The 23,009-nt window shown below is 52.5% G+C and carries 20 protein-coding genes; 13 read left to right on the plus strand and 7 right to left on the minus strand.

Features of this window, described 5'->3' with window-relative positions; translation table 11 throughout:
• Positions 1-27 precede the first annotated feature (27 nt).
• Together FFI90_RS05035 and FFI90_RS05040 are read right to left on the minus strand one after the other, a co-directional pair.
• Positions 28-426, minus strand: coding sequence for a hypothetical protein (locus tag FFI90_RS05035; protein ID WP_144776804.1), 399 nt, complete (start codon positions 424-426; stop codon positions 28-30).
• 116 nt (positions 427-542) lie between these two features.
• Positions 543-2,063: a bifunctional GNAT family N-acetyltransferase/carbon-nitrogen hydrolase family protein gene (locus tag FFI90_RS05040; RefSeq protein WP_144776805.1), complete on the minus strand. Its 1,521-nt coding sequence runs from the start codon at positions 2,061-2,063 to the stop codon at positions 543-545.
• A gap of 114 nt (positions 2,064-2,177) precedes the next feature.
• Here FFI90_RS05040 and FFI90_RS05045 point away from each other — a divergent pair, with 114 nt between their 5' ends.
• Positions 2,178-4,064 (plus strand): methyl-accepting chemotaxis protein, encoded by a 1,887-nt coding sequence (locus FFI90_RS05045; RefSeq protein ID WP_144776806.1) that lies wholly within the window; start codon positions 2,178-2,180, stop codon positions 4,062-4,064.
• 17 nt (positions 4,065-4,081) lie between these two features.
• Here the strand turns inward: FFI90_RS05045 and FFI90_RS05050 are convergent, their stop codons facing one another.
• The gene (locus FFI90_RS05050; RefSeq protein WP_186317910.1) at positions 4,082-5,092 is read right to left on the minus strand and encodes an ABC transporter substrate-binding protein; all 1,011 of its coding nucleotides are present in this window, start codon (positions 5,090-5,092) and stop codon (positions 4,082-4,084) included.
• Positions 5,093-5,330: 238 nt separating this feature from the next.
• Here FFI90_RS05050 and FFI90_RS05055 point away from each other — a divergent pair, with 238 nt between their 5' ends.
• Positions 5,331-5,885: a DUF4442 domain-containing protein gene (locus FFI90_RS05055; RefSeq protein ID WP_144776807.1), complete on the plus strand. Its 555-nt coding sequence runs from the start codon at positions 5,331-5,333 to the stop codon at positions 5,883-5,885.
• A 21-nt stretch (positions 5,886-5,906) separates the two neighbouring features.
• On the opposite strand, the gene recQ is transcribed toward FFI90_RS05055, so the two are convergent.
• Positions 5,907-7,775 (minus strand): DNA helicase RecQ, encoded by a 1,869-nt coding sequence (recQ, locus tag FFI90_RS05060; protein ID WP_144776808.1) that lies wholly within the window; start codon positions 7,773-7,775, stop codon positions 5,907-5,909.
• A 187-nt stretch (positions 7,776-7,962) separates the two neighbouring features.
• Here recQ and FFI90_RS05065 point away from each other — a divergent pair, with 187 nt between their 5' ends.
• From FFI90_RS05065 to FFI90_RS20395, 3 genes are all read left to right on the plus strand, one after another.
• A complete protein-coding gene (locus tag FFI90_RS05065; RefSeq protein ID WP_144776809.1) occupies positions 7,963-9,183 on the plus strand; it encodes a 1-acyl-sn-glycerol-3-phosphate acyltransferase in 1,221 nt (406 codons plus the stop codon).
• Positions 9,184-9,219: 36 nt separating this feature from the next.
• Positions 9,220-9,879: an alpha/beta hydrolase gene (locus FFI90_RS05070; RefSeq protein WP_144776810.1), complete on the plus strand. Its 660-nt coding sequence runs from the start codon at positions 9,220-9,222 to the stop codon at positions 9,877-9,879.
• 161 nt (positions 9,880-10,040) lie between these two features.
• Positions 10,041-11,345, plus strand: coding sequence for a methyl-accepting chemotaxis protein (locus FFI90_RS20395; protein ID WP_144776811.1), 1,305 nt, complete (start codon positions 10,041-10,043; stop codon positions 11,343-11,345).
• A 16-nt stretch (positions 11,346-11,361) separates the two neighbouring features.
• Here the strand turns inward: FFI90_RS20395 and FFI90_RS05080 are convergent, their stop codons facing one another.
• Entirely contained in the window at positions 11,362-12,774 is a 1,413-nt protein-coding gene (locus FFI90_RS05080) for a TrkH family potassium uptake protein (RefSeq protein WP_144777228.1), read from the minus strand.
• Positions 12,775-13,026: 252 nt separating this feature from the next.
• Between FFI90_RS05080 and FFI90_RS05085 the strand changes: the two genes are divergently transcribed.
• Both FFI90_RS05085 and FFI90_RS05090 read left to right on the plus strand, forming a co-directional pair.
• Positions 13,027-13,602, plus strand: coding sequence for an acyl carrier protein phosphodiesterase (locus FFI90_RS05085; RefSeq protein WP_144776812.1), 576 nt, complete (start codon positions 13,027-13,029; stop codon positions 13,600-13,602).
• Complete coding sequence (locus FFI90_RS05090; protein ID WP_144776813.1) at positions 13,599-14,216, plus strand: ATP-dependent zinc protease family protein; 618 nt, start codon at positions 13,599-13,601, stop codon at positions 14,214-14,216. The genes FFI90_RS05085 and FFI90_RS05090 overlap by 4 nt, the downstream gene beginning before the upstream one ends.
• 4 nt (positions 14,217-14,220) lie before the next feature.
• Here FFI90_RS05090 and FFI90_RS05095 read toward each other — a convergent pair whose 3' ends face one another.
• Positions 14,221-15,597, minus strand: coding sequence for an aminotransferase-like domain-containing protein (locus FFI90_RS05095; protein WP_222120475.1), 1,377 nt, complete (start codon positions 15,595-15,597; stop codon positions 14,221-14,223).
• A gap of 188 nt (positions 15,598-15,785) precedes the next feature.
• Between FFI90_RS05095 and dctP the strand changes: the two genes are divergently transcribed.
• The 4 genes from dctP to FFI90_RS05115 all read left to right on the plus strand — a co-directional run bounded on the left by dctP (position 15,786) and on the right by FFI90_RS05115 (position 20,046).
• Positions 15,786-16,841, plus strand: a complete 1,056-nt coding sequence (gene dctP, locus FFI90_RS05100) for a TRAP transporter substrate-binding protein DctP (RefSeq protein ID WP_144776814.1) — start codon at positions 15,786-15,788, stop codon at positions 16,839-16,841.
• 72 nt (positions 16,842-16,913) lie between these two features.
• A complete protein-coding gene (locus tag FFI90_RS05105) occupies positions 16,914-17,429 on the plus strand; it encodes a TRAP transporter small permease subunit (RefSeq protein WP_144776815.1) in 516 nt (171 codons plus the stop codon).
• Positions 17,426-18,748 (plus strand): TRAP transporter large permease, encoded by a 1,323-nt coding sequence (locus FFI90_RS05110; RefSeq protein ID WP_144776816.1) that lies wholly within the window; start codon positions 17,426-17,428, stop codon positions 18,746-18,748. Before FFI90_RS05105 ends, FFI90_RS05110 begins: the two co-directional genes overlap by 4 nt.
• Positions 18,749-18,774: 26 nt before the next feature.
• Complete coding sequence (locus FFI90_RS05115) at positions 18,775-20,046, plus strand: hydroxymethylglutaryl-CoA reductase, degradative (RefSeq protein ID WP_144776817.1); 1,272 nt, start codon at positions 18,775-18,777, stop codon at positions 20,044-20,046.
• Positions 20,047-20,071: 25 nt separating this feature from the next.
• Here the strand turns inward: FFI90_RS05115 and FFI90_RS05120 are convergent, their stop codons facing one another.
• The gene (locus FFI90_RS05120; RefSeq protein WP_144776818.1) at positions 20,072-20,881 is read right to left on the minus strand and encodes an alpha/beta fold hydrolase; all 810 of its coding nucleotides are present in this window, start codon (positions 20,879-20,881) and stop codon (positions 20,072-20,074) included.
• Positions 20,882-21,012: 131 nt separating this feature from the next.
• Between FFI90_RS05120 and FFI90_RS05125 the strand changes: the two genes are divergently transcribed.
• Both FFI90_RS05125 and FFI90_RS05130 read left to right on the plus strand, forming a co-directional pair.
• Complete coding sequence (locus FFI90_RS05125) at positions 21,013-21,642, plus strand: LysE family translocator (protein ID WP_144776819.1); 630 nt, start codon at positions 21,013-21,015, stop codon at positions 21,640-21,642.
• A gap of 298 nt (positions 21,643-21,940) precedes the next feature.
• Positions 21,941-22,963 carry an SGNH/GDSL hydrolase family protein gene (locus FFI90_RS05130; RefSeq protein ID WP_144776820.1) on the plus strand — a complete coding sequence of 341 codons (1,023 nt, stop codon included), beginning with the start codon at positions 21,941-21,943 and terminating at the stop codon, positions 22,961-22,963.
• Positions 22,964-23,009: the final 46 nt, after the last annotated feature.

Consider the following 23,009-nt stretch of genomic DNA (forward strand, 5'->3'; position numbering starts at 1 on the left):
GCAGGCAGGTAGAACGAACAATAGTGATCAGGCCATCTGCCGGAAACCGGGCATGGAACCTGAAGAACGACGTGATTTCAACGACTGCTTTTTTGAAAGTACTTCTCTGATACGGCGCAGCTTTTCTTCAAGTGCCGTGCCGCCATCAGACTTTAACTCAACAAAATCAATAGAATAGAAGAAGTTGCTGCAGTGCTTTCTACGCTCGGTAATTAAACCTGTAATATTTTCAGCACGAATTTTATCAAACGGCATGTCCATAATCAGATCAAGCACAACGGTATCGCCGGGATTGAACATCTTGTCCGTCTTCATAACGCAACCGTAAGCGTCCAATTCAAAAAGCGCGGCCTCGACCTGCTCCTTGCGGAACAGGCCCTGCCGGATTCTGAAACGGGCGACAAGATCGGGCAACGCTTCTTTCATGAATGCTGAGTCTCTGCAAAGGCTGACTTGATATTGATTAAACAATAGACACTGGCCAAAGGTTTTGCAACGCCATCAGTGCCATACGATAAACCTTTGAGGCGGTTCTTCAACACCTAACGGGTGATAATTTCGTACATGTCAATTCTGCGGTCTTTAAGGTTGGTTACTGACCCTTCGTTCCTTACCAGTGTGAGCTTTTCCAGGTCCATATCAGAAAACATGATCATCTCGGTATTGGGCGTTGTTTCTGCCATCACGGCGTCGTGAGGGAAAGCGAAGTCAGATGGCGAGAACACCGACGATTGCGCATATTGCACGTCAAGGTTTTCCACTTTTGGCAGGTTCCCGACGCTGCCGGTGATTACTACATAACATTCGTTTTCAATGGCCCGGGCCTGGGCGCAATGACGAACCCGCAAATAGCCGTTTTTGGTGTCTGTCCAGAAGGGCACACAAATAATGTCGACTTCATTAATCGCAGCAATTCGGCCCAGCTCAGGGAACTCAATGTCATAACAGATGAGAATCGCAACGCGCCCGGAATCTGTATCGAAGACTTCAAACTTGTTCCCGCCTTCGATAACCCAGTCACGGCGTTCGTGGGGCGTAATGTGGATCTTGCGTTGCTCGTCCACTCGGCCATCGCGATGGCACAGGTAAGACACATTATAAACCCTGTCGTTCTCAAGCAGCGGCATAGAGCCGGTGATGATGTTGATGTTATAGCTCACCGCCATATCAGACATTCTGTCACGGAACTGCTGAGTAAATCCGGCAAGGAAACGGATAGCGCGAGTCTGATCCACCTGATCGGTCAGGCCCATCAAAGGTGCGTTAAAAAATTCCGGGAAGAGCGCAAAGTCACTCTTGTAATCGGACAGCGCGTCTACGAAGTACTCAACCTGTTCCAGCACCTCTTCAACGGAACCGAATTCACGCATCTGCCACTGAACTGCGCCCATCCGGACCTGCGTTTTCTTTTCGTTCAGAACCGAGGAAGGCGGGGTGTACAGGATGTTCCGCCATTCCAGCAAGGTTGCATACCCTTGGGATTTTTCATCCTCCGGGAGGTATTTGTGCATCAGCCGGGTGACCTGAAAGTCATTCGACAATTGGAAGCTCAGAATGGGATCGTAAATATCCCTGCGATCCACCCGGTCAATATACTCGGCAGGGGAACACTGATCTGCATACTTGAAATAACCCGGTATGCGCCCGCCAGCAAGGATAGCGCGCAAATTTATGGACCGGCAGAGCTCTTTGCGAGCTTCATACAAGCGCCGCCCCAAGCGGTAGCCACGGTATTCCGGGTGAATGAACACATCCAGCCCGTAAAGGGAATCACCTTTCGGATCGTGCCTGATTTGTTCGTTCCGTTTAATCAGATCGTCATAAGTATGAGGGTTGCTGAATCGCTCATATTTAACAGACACGGTGAGCGCGACGGCAACGAGCTGGCCTTTGTCCTCGATGCAGATCTGGCCATCCGGGAACTGTTCAACCAGCGCCTTGATGGTGTCCTTTGGCCAGGCGCCGCCAATATCGTCATAAACACGATCCATTAACACCTGAAGTTGCTCGTAATCATCGAGTGTCAGGTTGCGCAGATTGAGATGCAGTTCTTCATGGGCCATTCAGCGGGGCTCCTGTACGGCGGGGAATGGAATTGACGACCAAGTTTATCAGAAGGCATTAAAGAGTTCGCACAAGCTGCCGAAAACTAATGCAACAACCATCGGGAGTAAACTGTGCATCTAAATTTCGGTCAAAAGCTGTTGGTCACCTTCAGTATCCTGCTCGTTCTGGTGATGGCCGCCTTCACCATTTCCGGCAATCTCAGGTTGCAGAACACGACTGAAACCTATGTCGATGCCTTGATTGAAAACACGGCGGAGCAGAATACGTCGAGTATTGCCGATTGGCTCAATACTCGGCTAAAGATGACCGAAGCCACAGCCAAGGCACTGGAAACGGTGACGGGAGATCAGCAAGCCCGCACCTTGCTCCAGGCAATTTCAACCGGAGGTAACTTCAAGGATGTGTATGTCGGCCGTAACGATGGCTACATGCTCATGAAAACAGAAGCGGATGAGGCTTCTCTGCCATCAGACTACGATCCTCGAGTGCGCCCATGGTACAAGAAAGCCATAGAGTTCGGGCGCTCATCATTTACCGAGCCATACCTTGATGCAGCCACCGGTGAGATCGTCATTTCCACACTTGCGCCCATCGCGCGCGGCGAAAATACGGGTGTTGCAGGTGGGGATATTACGCTGAAAGCCATTGATGACATGCTGTCTGTAATCAATCTGGCTGGCACGGGCTATGCCGCACTTATCAGCCGCAAGGGTACTGTGCTTTACCATCCGGAACGGGATCTTATCGGTAAAAACATCAGCTCGTTGCTCGGCCAAGCCCCGAAACTGGACGGGGGCGAGCATGCCTATCAGAAAGATGACACTCCCTGGAGCGCCAGCTTTCATCGCATCAGTCAGGCTCGTGGTGTGGATTGGTACCTGGGAACCTTCGTTAACGAAGACAAGCTGAACGCCCCGGTTCGCAGTGCAATCATGACGGGCCTGATTATCGCGATTATCGGGCTTTTGGTGTCTCTGGTTGTTCTTCATTTGGGCATACGCGCTCTGATGGGCCCGGTTCGACGCCTGAATGCTGCGATGGCAGATATCGGCTCAAACGATGCGGACCTGACCCAGCGGCTTGACGACAGTGCCCGTGATGAGTTTGGCGAGCTTGCGGCAAGTTTCAATCAGTTTGTAAAGAAGATTCACGATGTTGTTTTTGAAGTGCAGCAGGGCAGCACAGAACTGGCAACAAACGTAACTTCACTTCGAAATACGGCGAAAACCAGCCGCAACAGTGTTGATAGCCAGCAGGCGGAAGTGGATATGGTCGCTGCGGCCATTAACGAAATGTCCGCAGCTGCCAACGAAATCGCCCAGAACGCCCAGCAAACAGCTGACGCTGCGAATACGGCTGATGAAGACAGCCGCGCCTCTCTGGAAACTGTTGCAGCATCGCGTGATGCCGTCCAGAAACTGTCCCGTGAAGTTAGTGCCGCTGCAGAGGTAATCGACACACTGGGTAGAGATGTTACGTCCATAACGTCCGTGCTCGAAGTCATCCAGGGCATTGCCCAGCAGACGAATCTGCTGGCCCTGAATGCGGCGATTGAGGCAGCTCGAGCCGGTGATGCCGGGCGCGGGTTTGCGGTTGTTGCTGACGAGGTGAGAAACCTCGCCCAACGCACTCAGAGCAGCACTGAAGAAATCAATAACATGATTGAGCGCCTGCAAAAAGGCGCCAAAGATGCCGTTGAAGTTATGAAAGCGTCCACTGCTGTCTCCAATGTCAGTATGGAGAAGGCTCAGGATGCCATGGAGTCGCTGAATCGGATTGCGGACGCAATCACCTCAATAAGCCAGATGACATCCCAGATTGCCACGGCATCGGAAGAGCAAACGTCGGTTACGGAAGAACTGAATTCTTCGATTACCCGGATTGCTGACCTGGGCCAGGAGGCTGCGGCTGCAGCAAGTGAAAACGATGTTTACAGCTGCCAAATCGAGCAGATCGGGCAAACCCTGGACGGTAACGTATCACGCTTCCGGGTCTGATTTTTATGGGCTGATAATCAGCGATTAAGCAACTCAAGGCGCCTGCGCAGATTGTTCAGTGTCTGGCGCCCGACGTTGGCGGACTCGTCCGTCAGGAAAGGATTCTCCAGATCGATCACCGTGCGTTTATCCAGATTCAGAGCTTCAACCGCAGCACCGTAATATCGCTGGAGAAAAACACCAAAACTGCCATCCCGGATGGCGCGCTCCATCCCCAGTTGCAGTCGATGGGCGGTTAAATGATCATCAGGCCCCACAAACAGATACGAAGGCATGGGATAAGCCAGTACCAGGTTTGGCTCTATCACCAGCTCCGAGTCGTTCTCCACCGCGAGGTCATTCACAACCTCGCTCACGCCCCTGGCGAAGCAGTCGAAACGATGGTTCCTCAACATTCCAAACAGAATTTCATAACGTGAATGGGTTATCACCGGGATGTGGTTCTCTTTCAAAACCAACGTGTCGGGCCAGTGCGTACCTTGACCAATTCTCACGCCTCTATCGCGAAGATCCTCAAGAGAAAGAATGTCAGCAAACAATGGAAGGCTTTCAGGTGTAACAACGCACACACGAAAACCGAGTAACCCGCCATCCACGGGAATCGGTATCGACGTGAGAAAGGTCTCGCGCTCTACCGATGTAGCCACATTGGCGATATCCACCATGCGATTGCTGTTTCGCGCGAGCTCACGTAGGGCACGCCCCTGACTGAGTTCCCCGCTTCGAAGAATGCGAAATTCTCCATACTCGGGTGTTTTCTCCAGCGCAAGGCTAACCAAGGCGTGAATTGCCGGACTGTCGTAATTCCGGTACCAAAGCACATAGTCCTGGGAAGGGGGATTTATCGGAACGGGAAAGGCAGAGGAATTTTGCGGTATCGAGGGCACTTCAATGATATCGCTGGCATCATCTATCTCATCAACGCGGCCCCATAGCGGCGCTGATAAAAACACGAGCAAAAAACCCAGATAGGCCAAGGGCCTGAAACTCGTGTTGAAACACATTAATGAGCCGTCGGTATATCGCAATTTCCGAATCCTTTTGTCTGTCTTCTCCGAATCCATTCTTGCAGCCTGTCAGCATGACTGCATGGTCATCGCTCTCTATTCCAAAGCACCATTGCTGTCTGTTCATTCGAAAACCCTATTACTTTAGATCAGAATGAATCCCATGAATGTTAATCCTTCAAAAATATTGTAAGAGAGTGTTGCGATATGGGCCGGGCGTTGTAATGATCCGGCTCTACGAAAATCCAGGAGCGGAGTGATGGCGTTAATTGACCGCATTATCGGGGCAACCGGGCAGTGGGTTTCATCCACCGACCCCAAGGCGACACTGGCACAACCGGTGGAGTGGTTAAAAAAAATGGGCGGCTATGCGGCTGTCAACCGCATCATAGGGCTGTCTATTCCGTTCGCACCCCGAAACCGGTTCAGCGTTGAGGAAGTTCGTCCCGGCTACGTACGCGCCCGCATTCGGCTCAAAGGCAACAAGAATCATTTTGGCAGCCTGTATGCAGGTGCATATTTTCTCGTGGCGGAAATTCCCGGAGGGGTGTTAGCGCTGTTTGATCTGGGCCCGGCGTACACGCCGATCCTGAAGGAAATGACCCTTCAGTTTCTGCAGCCCGCCAATTCCGATGTCACCGTGGAGTTCTCCCTGTCACCGGAAGACGTTGCTGCAATTCTCGTAGATGCGGACGCCACCGGCCGGGCAAAGTTCACTCTGGAGGGGGAGTTGCGAGACATGGAGGGTAACCACGTTGCCACATCCATCGCGCAGTATCGGGTTCGCAAAAAAGGCTTTCAGCCTGCAGCTTGAATGATAGCTGCAGGCACCTTCTCAGGCCTGATCCAGCTGGGCAATGGTGGCGAGAAAAATATCCCCGTATTTCTCCAGCTTGGCAGCGCCGACGCCGCTTACACCGGCAAGTTCGTCGAGCGTTTGCGGCTTGCGTTCAAGCATATCGAACAGGGTGGTGTCGTGGAAAATCACGTAAGGCGGCACCCCTTGTTTGTCGGCAAGTTCCTTCCGACAAGCTCGCAATGCTTCCCAACCTGCGTGATCTGTAACCTGATCTTTGACCGCACTACCGGCTCTTCCGCTTGAAGACCGGCCAGCCGACTTTTTAATCACTGGGTCCTTCCGCAGCTCAACCTTATGCTGGCCTTTCAGCAACGGCCTGCATTGTTCGGTCAGTTGCAAAGCGCCATAGCCTTCCGGGTCTGCTCGCAGGTAGCCGTTTGCCACCAGTTGCCGGAACACTGACTTCCATTCGGTAACAGAAAGCTCTGTTCCAATGCCATAGGTTGAAACCTGATGATGGCCAGACTGCAGAACCCGCTCGTTCTCGGAGCCGCGCAAGACATCAATCAGGTAGGTAACGCCAAACCGTTGGCCAGTGCGGAATACACAAGACAGTGCTTTTTGCACTGCAACCGTGCCATCCCAGGTTTCAGGCGGATTCAGACAGGTGTCGCAGTTACCGCAGGAAACCTCAAGCTCATCACCAAAATAGTTCAATAGAACCTGCCGGCGGCATTTTGTCACTTCGCACAGGCCCAGCATGGCATCCAGTTTCTGCCGTTCTACCCGTTTGAAGTGATCGTTCCCCTGGGACGCTTCCAGCATCTGCCGCAGTTTGATGACGTCCTGCAGGCCATAAACCATCCACGCAGTTGAGGGTTTGCCGTCACGGCCAGCACGGCCGGTTTCCTGGTAATAGGCTTCCAGACTTTTGGGTAGATCCAGGTGCGCTACAAAACGCACGTCGGGTTTATCAATGCCCATGCCAAAAGCAATGGTCGCAACGATAATCACCCCGTCTTCCCGCAGAAAACGCTCCTGATTGTGAGCGCGATCGTTAGACGGAAGCCCGGCGTGGTAGGGCAGTGCGATATAGCCTTTCTGCGCGAGCATCTTCGCTGTGGCATCAACCTTATTGCGGGACAGGCAGTAGACAATGCCACAGTCGCCTTCATGTTCAGCCTTGATAAAGTCAAGCAACTGATTGTTTGCATTGGTTTTTGGTGCGATACGGTACTGAATGTTAGGGCGATCAAAGCCACTGATAAAGTGCCTTGCCTCGGTGAGCGAGAGTCTTTCGGCGATCTCTTTACGGGTGCGCTCGTCCGCAGTCGCCGTCAGCGCAATCCGGGGAATCGCAGGGAATTCGTTAGCCAGCACTGCAAGCTGCAAATAATCAGAACGGAAATCATGCCCCCACTGGGAAACACAGTGCGCCTCATCGATGGCAAATAACGAGATAGAGGCATCGTGCAGCAGCTCAAGGGTGCGGGGTTGAATCAACCGCTCTGGTGCGCAATACAGGAGGTCGAGCTCGCCTGTGCTCAGGGCATACTCAGTAGCGCGAGCCTGTTCAAAATCCATGGTTGAGTTCAAAAATGCCGCGCGAACACCCAGCTCACGGAGCGCCGCAACCTGGTCCTGCATCAGTGCAATCAATGGAGAAATAACGATGGCCGTACCTGAGCGAACGAGTGCAGGAACCTGATAACACAGCGATTTACCGCCACCCGTAGGCATCAGCACCAATGCATCACCACCGGATGCAACCTCGTGGACAATCTCTCCTTGCAGCGGCCGGAAGGATTCGTACCCGAACACCTCATGCAAAACCTGCTCAGGGCTTCTACCTGAAGAGGTTGGTCGGTGGGTAGAAAGCTGTTCAAAGTCCTGGTCGGGATACATAGAATAACCGGTTAATCGCGTAGCTGAGGTGAAATCTGGTAGCGGATCATACCAGATTCAACGCAAGGAATGGCCGCACAGGCTCTCTTTTGGGAGGCAAAGCCGGGGAAGAAACGATACACTATCGCGGCTTTTAGCCACCGCCTCATGGCTCATCATATTCGTTACATACAAGAACAGGGCTTCCATGCAGGAATTTGACGCCATCCGTCCCTATTCGGACGAAGAAACCGGACCCGCAATTCAACGGTTGGTCAACGATCAGGAGTTTCTGGATATGGTCGGGCGCTTCAAGTCGCCGACACTTGCGCGCTGGGCGCCGTCACTCCTGCGTTTTTACACTCGCCGCTGGCTTTCTCGCCGCTTTGGTCACTTCACGCAGGTAGATGACCTGCAGGCTGGTCTCTCCGGGTACATCGGCGATTTGATCGAAAACACCACAACGCGCGTTACCACAAGCGGCATAGAAAATCTCAGCAAGCAGGGCGCTTACCTGTTTATATCCAACCACCGGGACATTGTGTTTGATCCGATGGTGGTCAATTACCTGCTGTTCCGAAATAACCTGCGCACCACAAGAATAGCCATTGGCGATAACCTGCTTGCCAATCGGGTGTTTGCTGAAATGATGCGGCTGAACAAAAGCTTTATTGTTCGCCGTAACATGACCAGCCCCCGTGAAATGCGTGACGCCTACATTACGCTCTCAGGTTTCATCAATCATAGCGTTGCCAATAATGAAAACATCTGGATCGCTCAACGTGAGGGGCGCGCCAAAGATGGCCTGGATTTCACCGATCCTGCGATCATCAAGATGTTTTACATGAGCTGCAAAAAAAGCGGCCTCAGCTTTGGTGAGGCGATGAACAAACTCCGCATTGTTCCGGTTTCCATATCCTATGAGTACGATCCGTGCGACGGCGACAAAGCCCGCGAGCTGGAAACCAAGGCGCGGGCTGGCAGCTACAAGAAAGCAGAAGGTGAAGACACAGAGCAGATCATGAAAGGGCTCATGGGCTTTAAAGGCCATGTGCATGTGCACTTCGGGGCACCCATCATTGATGCTCCCGAAAACGCAAAAGAGCTCGCAGCGCGGATCGACAGGGAAGTGCACGCCAATTACCACCTGCACGCGTCCAATCTCATATCTTATGAAAAACGGGGACTGCTTTTTTCGCAAGACTCCGGGCAAGATTCTGGGCGAGACGTTAACGACCTGGATGCAATCCGCGAATCCGTAGTGACTGCTGGAAACTGGTCGGTGGAGGACATGCAGATCGCCCGCCTGGAAATGGAACAACGACTGGAGGCTTGCGATTGTGCTATTCGTCCCTACCTATTGGACATGTATGCCAACCCGGTGCAGACCGCGCTGGACGCAATCGCCAGACAAAACACTCCGGATTAACCCGGACAATCAACTCCACAACCAAAGAGGTATCGCGTGCAGGACCTTAAATATATTGAGCTGGAAACCGGAGCCAACCCGACAGCCGCAGTAATCTGGCTGCACGGTCTCGGTGCCAGTGGGCACGATTTCGAACCCGTCGTTCCGGAGCTCGGTTTGCCAGGCGATGCTGCCGTACGCTTTATATTCCCCCACGCTCCAAACCTGCCGGTGACCATCAATGGCGGCATGACCATGCCTGCGTGGTATGACATCAAAGCGATGGATATTGACCGGATTGTAGACACCGAGCAACTGATGGATTCAGCCCGTGCTATTGGCAAACTGATTGATCGGGAAATCGAACGTGGCATTCCTTCCGAAAACATCGTTATTGCCGGGTTCTCTCAGGGTGGGGCAGTTGCATTTGAAATCGGCCTGACATACCCGAAACGGCTCGCGGGGATTCTGGCGCTTTCAACTTACTTCGCCACTGCGAAAACGGTGCAGCCTTCGAAAGCAAACGCAGGCATTCCAATTAATATCTATCACGGAACGTTTGATCCGATGGTGCCGGAGGCGCTTGGCGTTCGCAGTGTTGAGACGTTAAAAGAAATGGGCTTCGAGCCGGCGTATATGACGTTCCCAATGGAGCACAGCGTGTGCCTTGAGGAAGTTCAGGAGATCGGGCGTTTCATCCGGAAGCACGCCCTGTAAATACGCCGATAAGATTCCAGGTTCGATAGTTCAAATTAATCCGATGGAAATAATTAACACTGTTTGACTATTCTCCTGAAACTGGAGATATCCACTGATCGTATATTTGCCAATTCACTGGTGTTTAACCAAGACATCATCACCCACAAGGCAAATATGTAATGATTTTTCGTAAGCACAAGCAAGAAATCGAGCTGTACCGAAAACAGCACCTAGAACTGAACTCTACACTTAATGCTATCGATGAATCACTCGCTGTCATTGAGTTTACACCTGACGGTCTAATTCTTGCCGCCAACGGTCGATTTCTTGAAACTATCGGCTACGATGCTTCTGAGATCGAAGGGAAGCATCACCGCTTGTTTTGCGAAGCCGGTTACTGCAAAAGTAATGAATACCTCAACTTCTGGACCCAGCTCCGGGGTGGCAAAAGCCATAGAGGTCATTTCCCAAGAATCGCCAAAGACGGCTCCAAAATCTGGCTGGAAGCGACCTATTTTCCCGTCAAGGATGCTGACGGTCGGGTTTTCAAAATTCTGAAAATCGCGTCAGATGTTACCAAAGAGCATGAAACCATTACCGACCAATACGCGGTGTCCAATGCGATAAGTCGATCCATGGCGGTAATTGAATTCAGTCCTGATGGTTTCATTCTATCCGCCAACGATAATTTCCTGGGCGCGGTGGGCTATCGCCTTAAAGACCTGAAAGGTAAACATCACAAAATGCTTTGCCCGGGCGAATTCTATGCGGACAATCCAACTTTTTGGTCAGATCTGGCCAATGGCCATTTCAAGTCCGGCCAGTTCAAACGGATAGCCGCAGACGGCACCGTTATCTGGCTGGAAGCATCCTACAACCCGATTATTGATGAACACGGGAAAACGCTCAAGATCATCAAGTTCGCCAGCGATATTACCCATCGTGTTAAACAGAGCGAGCGCACCACTGAAGCCGCTGGTGTAGCCTACTCAACGGCTCAAGAGACAGCGAGAAGTGTTGAGGAAGTCGAAGCTTCTCTCGCCAGGTCAATGGCCACATCGGAGGAGATCCGGGAAAGAGTCACACATGCCCGGCAGGTCATTGAGCAGTTAAATGACCAATCCCAGAATATCGAGCGAATTGTGGGAACAATCGCCAGTATCGCCAAACAAACGAATCTTCTCGCGCTGAACGCTGCTATAGAGGCGGCCCGCGCTGGCGAACAGGGACGCGGTTTCGCTGTTGTCGCTGATGAGGTACGACAGCTTGCCAGCCGTACCGGTGAGGCAACCTCTGAGATCGAAACGGTGATTCACGACAATCTTAAACTGTCGACTGAGGTGCTTTTGCGAATTGAAGAAGTCTCTGATGTGGCCAAAGAAGGGCAAGGGCAGGTTAGCAGCGTCAAATCAATCGTCGCAAAGATCAATTCGGCAGCACGTCATGTGGTTGATTCCATCGCCTCTATACAGGCCAGCCAATAGAGGCCATTTGCGGCGTTCAGCTGCGCCAGAATGCCGGAGAGAGTACGATCACCACGCTCAGGATCTCCAAACGCCCCATCAACATGCCCACCGCCAGAATCCATTTGGCAGGGTCGGGCAGGGGCCCGAAGTTTCCAGCCGGCCCGATGATGTCACCCAACCCTGGCCCAACGTTCGTCAGAGCAGTAAGTGCACCGGACAAAGAGGTGATGAAATCCAACTGCATGGCGGCCAGCGATACCGTGATCAACAACAGGCAGAGCAGGAAGATAAAGGTATAGGCAATCATCGACGCGATAATATCGTCACTGACTGCACGGCCGTTGTAGTTACGGGTTAGTACGGCCCGTGGGTGCAGCAAACGGATCAGTTGCTCGCGAAGCACAATCACCGACAGCTGAAAGCGGAAAATCTTCATGCCGCCAGAGGTTGATCCGGAACACCCGCCGATAAACATAAGGAAGAAAAACAACACAAACGCCAGCGGCCCCCAGGCTGAATAATCCTCAGAGGCGTAACCAGTAGTTGTTACAACAGATGTAACGTTAAACAAGGTGGCGACGTAGTTATGAACCGGATCAAAAGGCACAGGGGAGACAGCCCAGCGGTAAAGCGTGAGCAGCGCAGGTATGACAAGCAGGATGGTTAAAAACAGTCTTACTTGCTGGTCTCTGAATAACACCCCACGCTGGCCGTGGAGTTCGCGTACAAAGAGAAAGAACGGCAAGCTGCCGATCATCATGAAAAACGAAGCTTCCGCCAGGATCAGATCATTGAACTTGCCCATGCTCTGATCAGAGGTTGAGAATCCGCCGGTGGCGATACTGGTCAAGCCGTGATTGAACGCATCAAACAGCGTCATTCCCGAAAACCAGTAAGTTACTACTGCTGTGAAGGAGAAAAACACGTACACAACGAGTAGGCCGCGGCTCAGGGTTTTCATTCTGGGGAGGGCTTTATCTGTCCATTCCGATGATTCTGTGGCGAATAGCCGCATACCACCAACTCGCAGGAACGGCAGCACGGCTACGAACATGCCGATTATCCCGATCCCGCCGATCCACTGCAGTATAGAACGCCAGAGGAGTAAATCTCTGTCCATGGTATCCAGGCCACTGAATACCGTCGCACCTGTGGTTGTTATACCTGACGCACCCTCAAAAAACGCATCCGCAGCAGAAATGCCATGGTCGCTAAGGTAAAAAGGAAGTGCAGATAGCAGGGAGATAATGAACCAGGAGGACACCGTGAGCACGAACATGTAGCGCGGTTTCAAATCCCTGGGTTTCCGGTAGGTGGAAACAATACCAAACACACCAATGCCGAAAACAATCGCAGCGGACTCGACAAACGACACAGTATTCGGCGCTTCCGAGCCAAGCAGGAGAAATATCGGTAGCGTCATGAATATGCTTAACAGCACAAACATGATGCTTACAATAAAGATAACTGGATAAAGGTTTCTCAATGAATGCTCGGGATAGCTGAACTGAGAGAGGGCGTCAGAATACCTGCGGGGGTCCCCAACCGCAAGGTTACAAGTGGCTTTCACTATATTACTCAGGCATTAAAACACCGTCAGTAAAGGCGTAATCACGGTTCTGGATGTGGAAAAGCGATACAGATTAATGCAATCTCAATAAAACATGACAAACAAACTGACCGACCCGGGAACTCTACGTTGAATCATCTTGCCCATCTGTTTCTTGCTCCTGACTCGCCCGAGGCGCGAGTCGGTAGCCTTTTGGGCGATTTTACCCGGGGCGTGGATCTCGCAGCCCTTCCATATTCCGTAAGGCTGGGCGTTCGCCATCATCTGGCGGTAGACAGTTACACCGACAAGCATCCGGATGTTCTGGCCAGCAAACGGCTATTCTCAGGCCAACGTCGTAAGTTCGCGGGCGTTGCGCTGGATGTCTTGTACGACCATTTTCTGCTCCAGCACTGGACCGAATTTACCGATGCCGACCAAAGCATGTTTATCACCAGGGTCTACTCGGAGCTGCAGGACAACGAAGCATTAATGACGCCTGATATGAGCAGAACCACACGACACATGGTTTCTCACGATTGGTTTGGATCCTACCGCGATCTCGACAACATTGGTTATGCGCTGGACAGGGTCGCAGCGCGCATTCGGTTCCAGAATTCGTTTGCAGGAATCATTCACGAAATACGCCCATTGCGCTCCGAACTTGAAGCGCATTTTTTATCATTTTTTCCTGATTTACAGGAATTTGCAGGAGGAATTGAATGAAGTTTCTATTACCTTTTTCACTGGCTACGGCACTCATTTTCCCAACAGCAGCATTGGCAGAAACAGCGCCAGAAAACCAGGCCTCGGTTCCCGAGACGTTAGGCTTCGTAGAGTGGGTTGTGATGAACGACACGGGCCTGAGGCTTAAAGCGCGACTGGATACAGGTGCAAAAACCTCATCTCTGCACGCCGTCAACGTGGAGGAATTCAAAAAGGATGAACAGAAATGGGTGAAGTTCCAAATTCCTCTGGCTGACCACAAGGATCACCCGACTGAGGGTGACATCGACCATGAAGAAGTTATTCTTGAGCTTGAACGACCGGTAGAGCGCACCGTTCTCATAAAGCGCAAAGGCGCACCGTCCCAAAGACGATACGTGGTGATGATGGATTTCTGCATTGCCGGTACCAGCCATAAAACCCAGTTTTCATTGACGGATCGTGGCAACTTTTCCTATCCGGTGCTGCTCGGGCGCCGCTTCATGAGGGATGACAACATACTGATAGACTCTGCGGACAGCTTTATCGCCAGCAAGGAATGCGAGTACATGAGCCTGGAGGAACTGGTTGAGCATCATCAGGCGAAAATCGTTAAAGCTGACGAAACTACCTGATGGGTTATAGAGCCAACGCACCTTTCATGAAACTCACAAACTTGTGATTGTTTGCGTGGGCGATATTGACCCGCAGAGCTTCATTTCCGGCTCTGCGGGTTAGTTCAAATAGCCGGCTCGGCGCCAGGAAGATACCTTGCCGCGCAGCCTGAACGGTAAGATCCATCGAGTCCACACCCTCCGGCAATGGGCACCAGATGTAGTAACCTCCGGTAGGGCTCTCGACCTGATCCAACCCTATCCCGTGCAGGGCAGACACTGCGTCAATGCTGGCGTTGGCAACTCTGTCTCTGAGACGTTTCAAGTGTCGGCGATAACGCCCGCGAACAATCATTTCATGAACCAGTCGCTCGGTAATACCCGAACTGCTCACTACCGTCAGCATTTTAATGTCGGTCAGCGACGCTATAAGCTCCGGACTTGCGGCGATATAGCCACAGCGCAAGCTCGCCGACAGGGTTTTTGAAAAAGTCCCTACATAGATAACACGATTCAGGGCGTCCAGAGACGCAAGGTGCGGCGTCGCTTTCGGAAGAATGTCAGCAAAAGGGTCATCTTCGATAATCACCAAATCGTACTTCTCAGCCAGAGTCAGCAGCCGGTGCATCTTCTGCAATGACATGGATGTTCCGGTTGGGTTATGGGCCATCGGCTGAACGAAAAACAACTTTGGCCTGTGGGCACGAATCTCCTCTTCAAGCATGTCCAAGTCTGGTCCGTCCGATTGCCGGTTCACCCCCACAACCTTCGCTTTCTGGAGCTTCAATTTACTGAACATGGGGTAATAGCCAGGCGTTTCGACAAGAACCGCATCGCCCGCCTGCACAAAATGCCGAACAATCAGATCCAGAGCGTGATTCGCGCCAAAAGTCATCAACACCTGGTCCGGGCTGGTGTTGATTGATCGGTCGTTCAATGCCCGGGCTACATCCTCCCGCAGCACCTCAAGGCCCTGTGGCCGGCCATATTCAAAATCATCGGAATAGTCGGTCGCGTTGGAAGTTCGCTTCAGGTATCTGCCAATTTCGGAGCTTTCCATCCAGGTGGCCGGTAGCCGCCCGTCGCCGGCACGCACTTCGTAGTGCTGGTTTAGCTGTTCCCGCAATAACGACACCACATCTACCGCCTCGATTACATGTTCAGAACGCGAAATAGACGGGGTAGGGCTGGCTGACTGCACATAGAACCCGGAACCTCTACGAGGATGGATGTAGCCTGTAGCAACCAATCGATCGTAGGCGTCGGTAACAGTATTCTTGGAAACTCCGTGACCTTCTGCTGCCACACGTATGGAAGGCAAGCGGGCACCTGGAAGTAACCGCCCAGACTCAATTTGCCGGATCAGGCTGTCCGCAATTTGTTGTGCGCGAGAAATGCTCACTTTAATATCAACCTCAAAAGTGTACCAGTTATTGCACTGGTACAGTCCGTGGTACACATTGCCGAACTGTCCCTTGTTGATTCTAATTGTCTGGCCTAGTTTGTACAGGCAACACTAACAAAAATAATGCGGTGGATTTTTTGGCGAATAACGCCAATGAGCACATAACAACAAAGTTGGAGAATGAGATGAAACTGCACAACAAACCGAAGGCTCATGGTTACATCCGACGCACGATATGCGGCGTTATAGCAGCGGCAGCGCTGGCGTCCGGGGTCGCCGTGGCAGCAGAACAACCAACCGTTAACTGGCGCATGCAGGCCCTTTGGGACGCCGGAACAACACCCTACGAATACGAGAAAAAATTTGTGGAGCGGGTCTCCCGACTCACCGACGGCAAGTTCACCATTCGTTTGTTTGGTGGGGGCCAGCTGGCACCCTCTGCACAGGCGTTTGAAGCAGTTCGGGGCGGCGCCTTCGAGATGATGAAGACCTTCGACGGGTACAAAGCCGGTGCCATCCCGACATTTGCCTTTACCAGCACCATACCTTTTGGCTTTCCCGAGTCGGATCAGTATGAAGCCTGGTTCTACGAAAAAGGCGGGCTCGAATTTGCGCGGGAAGCCTACGCCCAAGCAGGGCTCTTCTACATTGCGCCCACCGTTTACGGCCAGGAGCCGATTCACTCAAAGTTCGCAATAAACAAGCCTGAAGATGTAAAAGGCAAAAAGGGCCGGTTTGTCGGTCTCGCCAGCACAGTGATGAGCAAATTTGGTGTTGCTGTTACGCCACTCCCGACTGCCGAGGTATACCAGGCGCTGGAAAAGGGTGTGATCGATTTTGCCGACCGGGGTGATCTGACAGCCAACCTGGAAGCAGGGCTTGGCGAAGTGGCCAAGTATGTCATTGTGCCTGGTTTCCATCAGCCCACGACCGCGACCAGCTACGTGGCAAACCAGAAAGCCTACGACAAGCTACCAGACTCCTACAAAGCAGCTCTTGAAGTGTCCGCACGAGAAATTTCAGGTTCACTGCGACAGCATATTATTGCGCAGGATGCGATAGCACTGAAAAAGTTCCAGGAGCAGGGCGCTGAGATAATCCATCTTGATCCGGCTGTCATAGCCAGTGCCCGCCCAACCGCCATGGAAGCTTGGAAGGACGCCGCAGGCGACGATGAGCTCGCCAACAAAGTACTGCAAAGCCAGATCGACTTCATGAAGGAACTGGGCCTTATCCAGTAGGGCTTCAGATCAGATGTACTTTGATCAGCCCGGATCAGCCGGGCTGATGCTCCCTCCATTTGAGGCTTCCGTATGCAGATTCTTGACGGCTACTGCCAAACTATTACGCGGGTGAACCGTTGGCTGGCCATCGCCGCGTCCTCGCTGGTTTTCATAATGGTCGCCGTTATTTCCTATGAAGTTGTGGCTCGTTATTTTTTTGATGCGCCAACAATCTGGGCACTGGAGTTATCAACTCTGCTGCTCGGCCCTTACTTTTTGCTCGCTGGGCCCTATTTTTTGCATACCGCCGGCCATGTGAACGTCGACATTCTGTATAGCAAATTGTCGCCTCGTATAGCAGCGATCGCAGACACAGGCATTTACGCCGTGATCGTGGTGATCAGTTGTATTCTTATCTATCAGAGCATTCCAATCGCTCAAAACTCCATCGATTCCGGCGAAACCTCGTTTTCATCCTGGAACCCGGCTATATGGCCCGTGAAAACGTTGATACCGGTGGCGTTCATCCTGCTGCTGCTTCAGTCCATTGCGGAGTTGTTTACTGCAATTCAACGTATCAGCGTTCGCGAAGAGGCAGGGGTATGAGTTCCACGCTTGTCTTCTCCGCCATGTTCTTTTCGCTCCTGCTCCTGTTGTTGAGCGGGATGCCCCTGGCCTTCGTGCTGATCTCACTTGCCGTGTTGTTCACCATTTTATTGTGGGGGCTGGACGCACTGGTGCTGACGGTTTTACAGACCTACGACGTCATGACCTCTGACGTGTTGCTGGCAATTCCTCTCTACGTGCTGATGGCAAGCATTCTCCAGCGTTCGGGCATTATCGAAGCTTTATACAAAGCGATGGAACTCTGGTTCCGGCGCCTGCCCGGTGGCCTTGCAGTCGGGACTATTGCCATTTGCACCGTGATGGCCGCCATGACCGGCATCGTTGGGGCTGCAGTCGCCGCCATGGGGATTCTGGCTCTTCCGTCCATGCTGCGCCGCGGCTATGACGAAAAGATGGCGCTGGGTGTTATCTGTGCCGGTGGCACTCTGGGCATCCTGATTCCACCTTCGATCATCACGATCGTTTACGCTGCTACGGCGCAGATATCCGTGGGCAAAATGTTTGCCGCCGGGATAGTGCCGGGCATGGTGTTATCCGGTCTCTACGTCAGCTACGTAGTGATCCGGACAATGCTGAAACCCAGCCTGGCGCCTGCCCCTGACAACATCGAAATAAGCTGGATCGAGATGTTTGGCTCACTGAAGTCTCTGTTCTTGCCGACACTGATTGTGTTCAGTGTTCTGGGCAGCATTTATGCCGGAATCGCCACGCCGACGGAAGCCGCTGCAGTTGGTGTAGTGGGGGCTATGCTATCAGCAATGCTGCAGGGCCAGTTCACCGCTGCAAACCTCAGCGATGCCGCCATGGATACGCTGCGCGTAACAACGATGATCATGTGGATAACCATCGGAGCCAAGATCTTTGTGTCGATATTCACCGGAACCGGCGGTGCGGACTCACTGCTGATGTTTATCGAAAACCTCGAACTTAACCGTTGGCTGGTGCTGCTTTCAATGATGGGCATTCTGGTTCTGCTGGGTCTTTTCCTGGATGAGATCGGCATCATTTTGCTGTGTGTACCGGTGTTCATGCCAATCATCTCTGCCTTTGGCTTTGATCCGGTGTGGTTTGGTGTGCTGTTCCTGATTACCGCACAAATGGCGTACATAACGCCGCCATTCGGTTACACCCTTTTCTACATCAAAGGCGTACTGCCGCCAGGTATAGGAATGGAGACCGTGTATCGCGCAATCCTGCCGTTCCTCGTACTGCAGATAATGGCGCTGATTCTGTTCATGTTATTCCCGGACCTGGTGACCTGGCTGCCCAATCAGCTGTCCCAACGCCTGGTTTCCTGATTCTTTAAATCGCGGAGATTCATTTCATGTCTACCTCAAATTCCCGTATTTCCGGATTTCATAACCTCTCCATGGCCGAACGCCTGGAGAAAGTCATCGAAGTGGCCGGCCTGACCCCGGATGTTGTCGAGCATATGGGCAACACCGGCAATCTGACTGCCGAGATCGCAGATTCAATGATCGAGAACGCCATCGGCACCATGAATATTCCCATTGGTGTTGCGACCAACATGTTGGTAGATCAGCAGGACACCTTGATTCCGATGGCAACAGAGGAGTCGTCGGTGGTCGCTGCAGTCTGCAACGCCGCTCGCCAGTGCCGGGATTCCGGAGGCTTTATTACTTCCATGTCCGGTTCGCTGATGATCGCTCAGGTGCAACTGGTTGAAGTGCCCAACCCGGAGTTTGCGCGCCTGCAGATTCTTGAGCACAAAGCGGAAATCAAACAGATTTGTGATGAAACCGACCCGGTTCTGCTTAAACACGGAGGCGGATTTCGTGACGTGGAGGTGCGTGTTCTGGAGGGCCGCCACACGGGCGCCATGGTGATTACCCACCTCATCGTCGACACTCGCGATGCCATGGGCGCTAATGCCGTGAACTCCATGGCAGAGGCCGTAGCGCCGCTGATTGCAAAGTGGACCGGAGGACGGACTTACCTGCGCATTCTCTCGAATCTCGCGGATCGCAGGCTGGCGAGAGCCCGTGCAACCTGGACACTCGATGCTATCGGCGGTGAGTCGGTCAGGGACGGCATTCTTGCCGCTTATGATTTTGCAGACATCGACCCGTACCGTGCAGCAACACACAACAAAGGTGTTATGAACGGAGTCAGCGCCGTGGTTCTGGCCACGGGTAACGACACACGCGCAGTCGAAGCCGGGGCGCACGCGTACGCGGCACAAACCGGTCGCTATCGTTCATTGACCCGATGGGAAGTAGACGGGGATGGCAATCTGACCGGCATGATCGAAATGCCTATGCCGGTAGGGCTCATAGGAGGCGCCACAAAATCCCATCCCACCGCACGCATTGCGCTGGACATTATGGCGGTGAAAAGTGCGGATCAATTGGCCCGCACCATTGCTGCCGTTGGCCTGGCTCAGAACTTTTCCGCCCTCAAAGCCCTGGCGACTACGGGGATCCAGAAAGGCCACATGGCATTGCACGCCAAGAACATTGCTGTGATGGCAGGTGCGCTTGGCGCAGAGATCGAAACGGTGGCAAAAGATCTGGTCAAATTGGGGAAGGTGAGGGTGGATATTGCTGAGGAGATACTGAACAAGCTTCGAGGCTGAATAGCCGGCACACTTGGTGCCCTGATTAACAGGGCACCAAGTGCTTCTCAATAAAATCATTCACCAGACGCACAACAACATCCGGTTTTTCCCTGTGCGGAACATGCCCGCATTCTTTCAGCATCTCCAAAACACAAGGGCCTGCCGGCAGGGAGGTGTAAAGTTCCGGATGAGCGGTTGAGCCGAATTCGTCGTCCTCACCATGAATGGCCAGAACAGGGCAACTCACTCTGGATAGTGTTTCGTTCAGGGTCCAGTGCTGAAAGTTGTCTGATAGCCAGGTACCCGTCCAGGCGCGCAGAACCCAGTCCGCTTTTTCACCGTGGTATTTTTTAAGGCGATCAATCTGGCCATCCTGCGCGAAATCCTGCTTTGCATTGCGGATACCCTGAACCGTAAGATCTTCAACGAACGCCTGAGCCGCTTCTGTAATCAGCGCAACACAGTGAGCGGGGAAGGTTGCGGCACACACTGCTGCCATGGCGCCACCTACGCTATGCCCGAAGGCGATAAAATCTTCTATGCCAAGTTCATCGCGTATGGCTGTGAAGGGGCCAGTTGCTTCGTTAATAATGAAGTCCGCTTCCAGAATGTCCGTTCGGGGATAGGAATGCCCGAACCCGGGCCGGTCATAGGCGATGACCTGTCGACCGAGAGTGCGAGCCAGTTGTTCCGGAAAACCCCTCCAAAGCTCCACACTTCCAAGCGAGTCGTGGAATAGCACGATCGGCGCGGTGGTTTCAGTATTGGAAACTTCTGAAGGCGTCCAGCTCTTAACATAGAGCTCACCGGCAGAGGTCGAAACGTAGCGTTCGTTTGCTGATATTGAAGGCATGGGTTTGGTTCCTGTCAGAGCGTATGCGGATCAGGGAGCAAGATAGTCCAGGACTGGCTGGGATGGAAGGAATGGATGAACTACCATGGATCCTGCCAAACCTGCCCTAATTCATTTATGAGTGGTCTGACGTGTCGTTTTTGAACCTATCTTTGTTGTCAGCGTTTATCCCGACTTTTTTTATAGTCTCGATCACACCCGGCATGTGTATGACTCTGGCATTGTCACTGGGTATCACTATCGGCGTGCGGCGGGCAATGTGGATGATGGCAGGGGAGTTGGTGGGCGTGGCAATAGTTGCAACCGCCTCCGCAATAGGTGTCGCAACGTTTATGCTGCGTTACCCGGCAGCATTTGAGCTGTTCAAGTATGCCGGCGGGGCTTACTTGATCTGGTTAGGCGTTCAAATGTGGCGTTCTCGAGGTAAAATGGCCATGCCCGAGGAAAACGCAGCGCCCAATACGGCATCGCGCTGGCAGCTAGCGGCACAGGGGTTCATTACGGCAATTGCCAACCCTAAAGGCTGGGCGTTTTTCGTCGTACTGCTACCGCCGTTTATTGATAGCTCTTTGCCTGTTGCGCCACAACTGAGCGCGCTGGTCATTATTATCCTGACGCTTGAGTTTATCTGCCTGCAGATATACGCCCACGGCGGCAAAACGCTGAGTCGTGCGTTAAGAAAAGGTGGCAGTGTTCGCCTCGCCAATCGGATTTCCGGAAGCTTGATGATGCTGGTGGGCCTTTGGCTTGCGCTGGGCTAGTGGCGAACACTCAGATTCTCTTCTGCACAACCAACCTATTGGATCGCGTCCGGGTTCACCCTCAAAGGGGGTGAGCACAGGGGCAGTATCGTTCCACATGTTCTGATTTTTAAGCCCTGATCTTATGTCTTGTCGGAAATCTTTACACTTTGAAGCCGGAGATTTGTATTTTTCTCCGGGACTTCCCTGCAACACATTGAAAACTAATGTAACTACTTTGGCTGGCGCCTAGTTTGCCTATATTCATTTGGCATACCTTTACAGAAAAAAAATCTAACAATTCAAAAGGTAAATATCGATGACGTTTAAAATTACAAGGAAATTGGGCACCTCTCTGATTTTTTCCACCGGTCTGGCTTTGGCGAGCTTTTCAGTTAGTGCCATTCCATTCAATGATATCTATATTTTCGGCGATAGCCTCTCTGATACTGGAAATACCAGGAGCCAAGTACCCTTCGGTACTTTTGGACCGGTCGCTACCGCAGCTGGCTACGGATCAAATGGCCGGTTCAGCAACGGCCCGGTCTGGCATGAGTACCTTGCCGATGAACTTGGCACTTCAAGGGCGACAAGGTCTACGGCGGGTGGTAACAACTTTGCCTATGGTGGCGCCAGAGTGGATACGGCAGGTGGCGTATCCGCGGGGCTGCTTACTCAAAACGATCAATATTTCAATCGTCTGGCCGGGGCTGGCTCGGATCCCGATGCTCTGTACGTAGCCTGGGCAGGCGGGAATGACATGCGTGACCTGGTCGGCAATGCTGACCCGCTTGCAGCTATCAATGCGCAGTTGGATTCCTGGTTTGGGATGTTGGATGGCTTGCTAAACAGCGGAGTAACAACGTTATTGGTACCGAACCTTCCTGACCTTGGCAATATTCCGGAATTCCGGACGGGCCCGAACAGCTCGTCGGGGACAGAGGTATCGATTGCCTGGAACGAGGGTTTGAAACAAGGTCTTGACGAGCTCAACGAGACCACTGACGCCGATATTTTTTACTTTGACGTGTTTGGCCTCTTTAACGAGCTGTTGATGAACCCCGGTGCTTTCGGCTTCTCCAATACAAGGGATGAATGCCGATCGACAACGTTCTTCTCAGAAAGTGAATGCGCAAACGCTGATAGCTATACCTTCTGGGATGAAATCCATCCAACAACCGCTGCCCACAGCTATTTGGGTCAACGGGCATTCGATCTACTGGCAAGCGGCAACTCTCTTGTCAAAGTATCCGAGCCAATGACCGTATCCTTGTTATTATTGGGCCTTGTCGGCCTCTGGGGACGCCGTTTCCTAGGTAATTCCGAGTCGTCAGAGGTTTGATCTTTTCGGGCGGTTACACCCCATAGCCGCCTGAAATAGATTGTCG

It is taken from the genome of Marinobacter maritimus, assembly GCF_007671675.1.
Taxonomy (GTDB): domain Bacteria; phylum Pseudomonadota; class Gammaproteobacteria; order Pseudomonadales; family Oleiphilaceae; genus Marinobacter; species Marinobacter maritimus.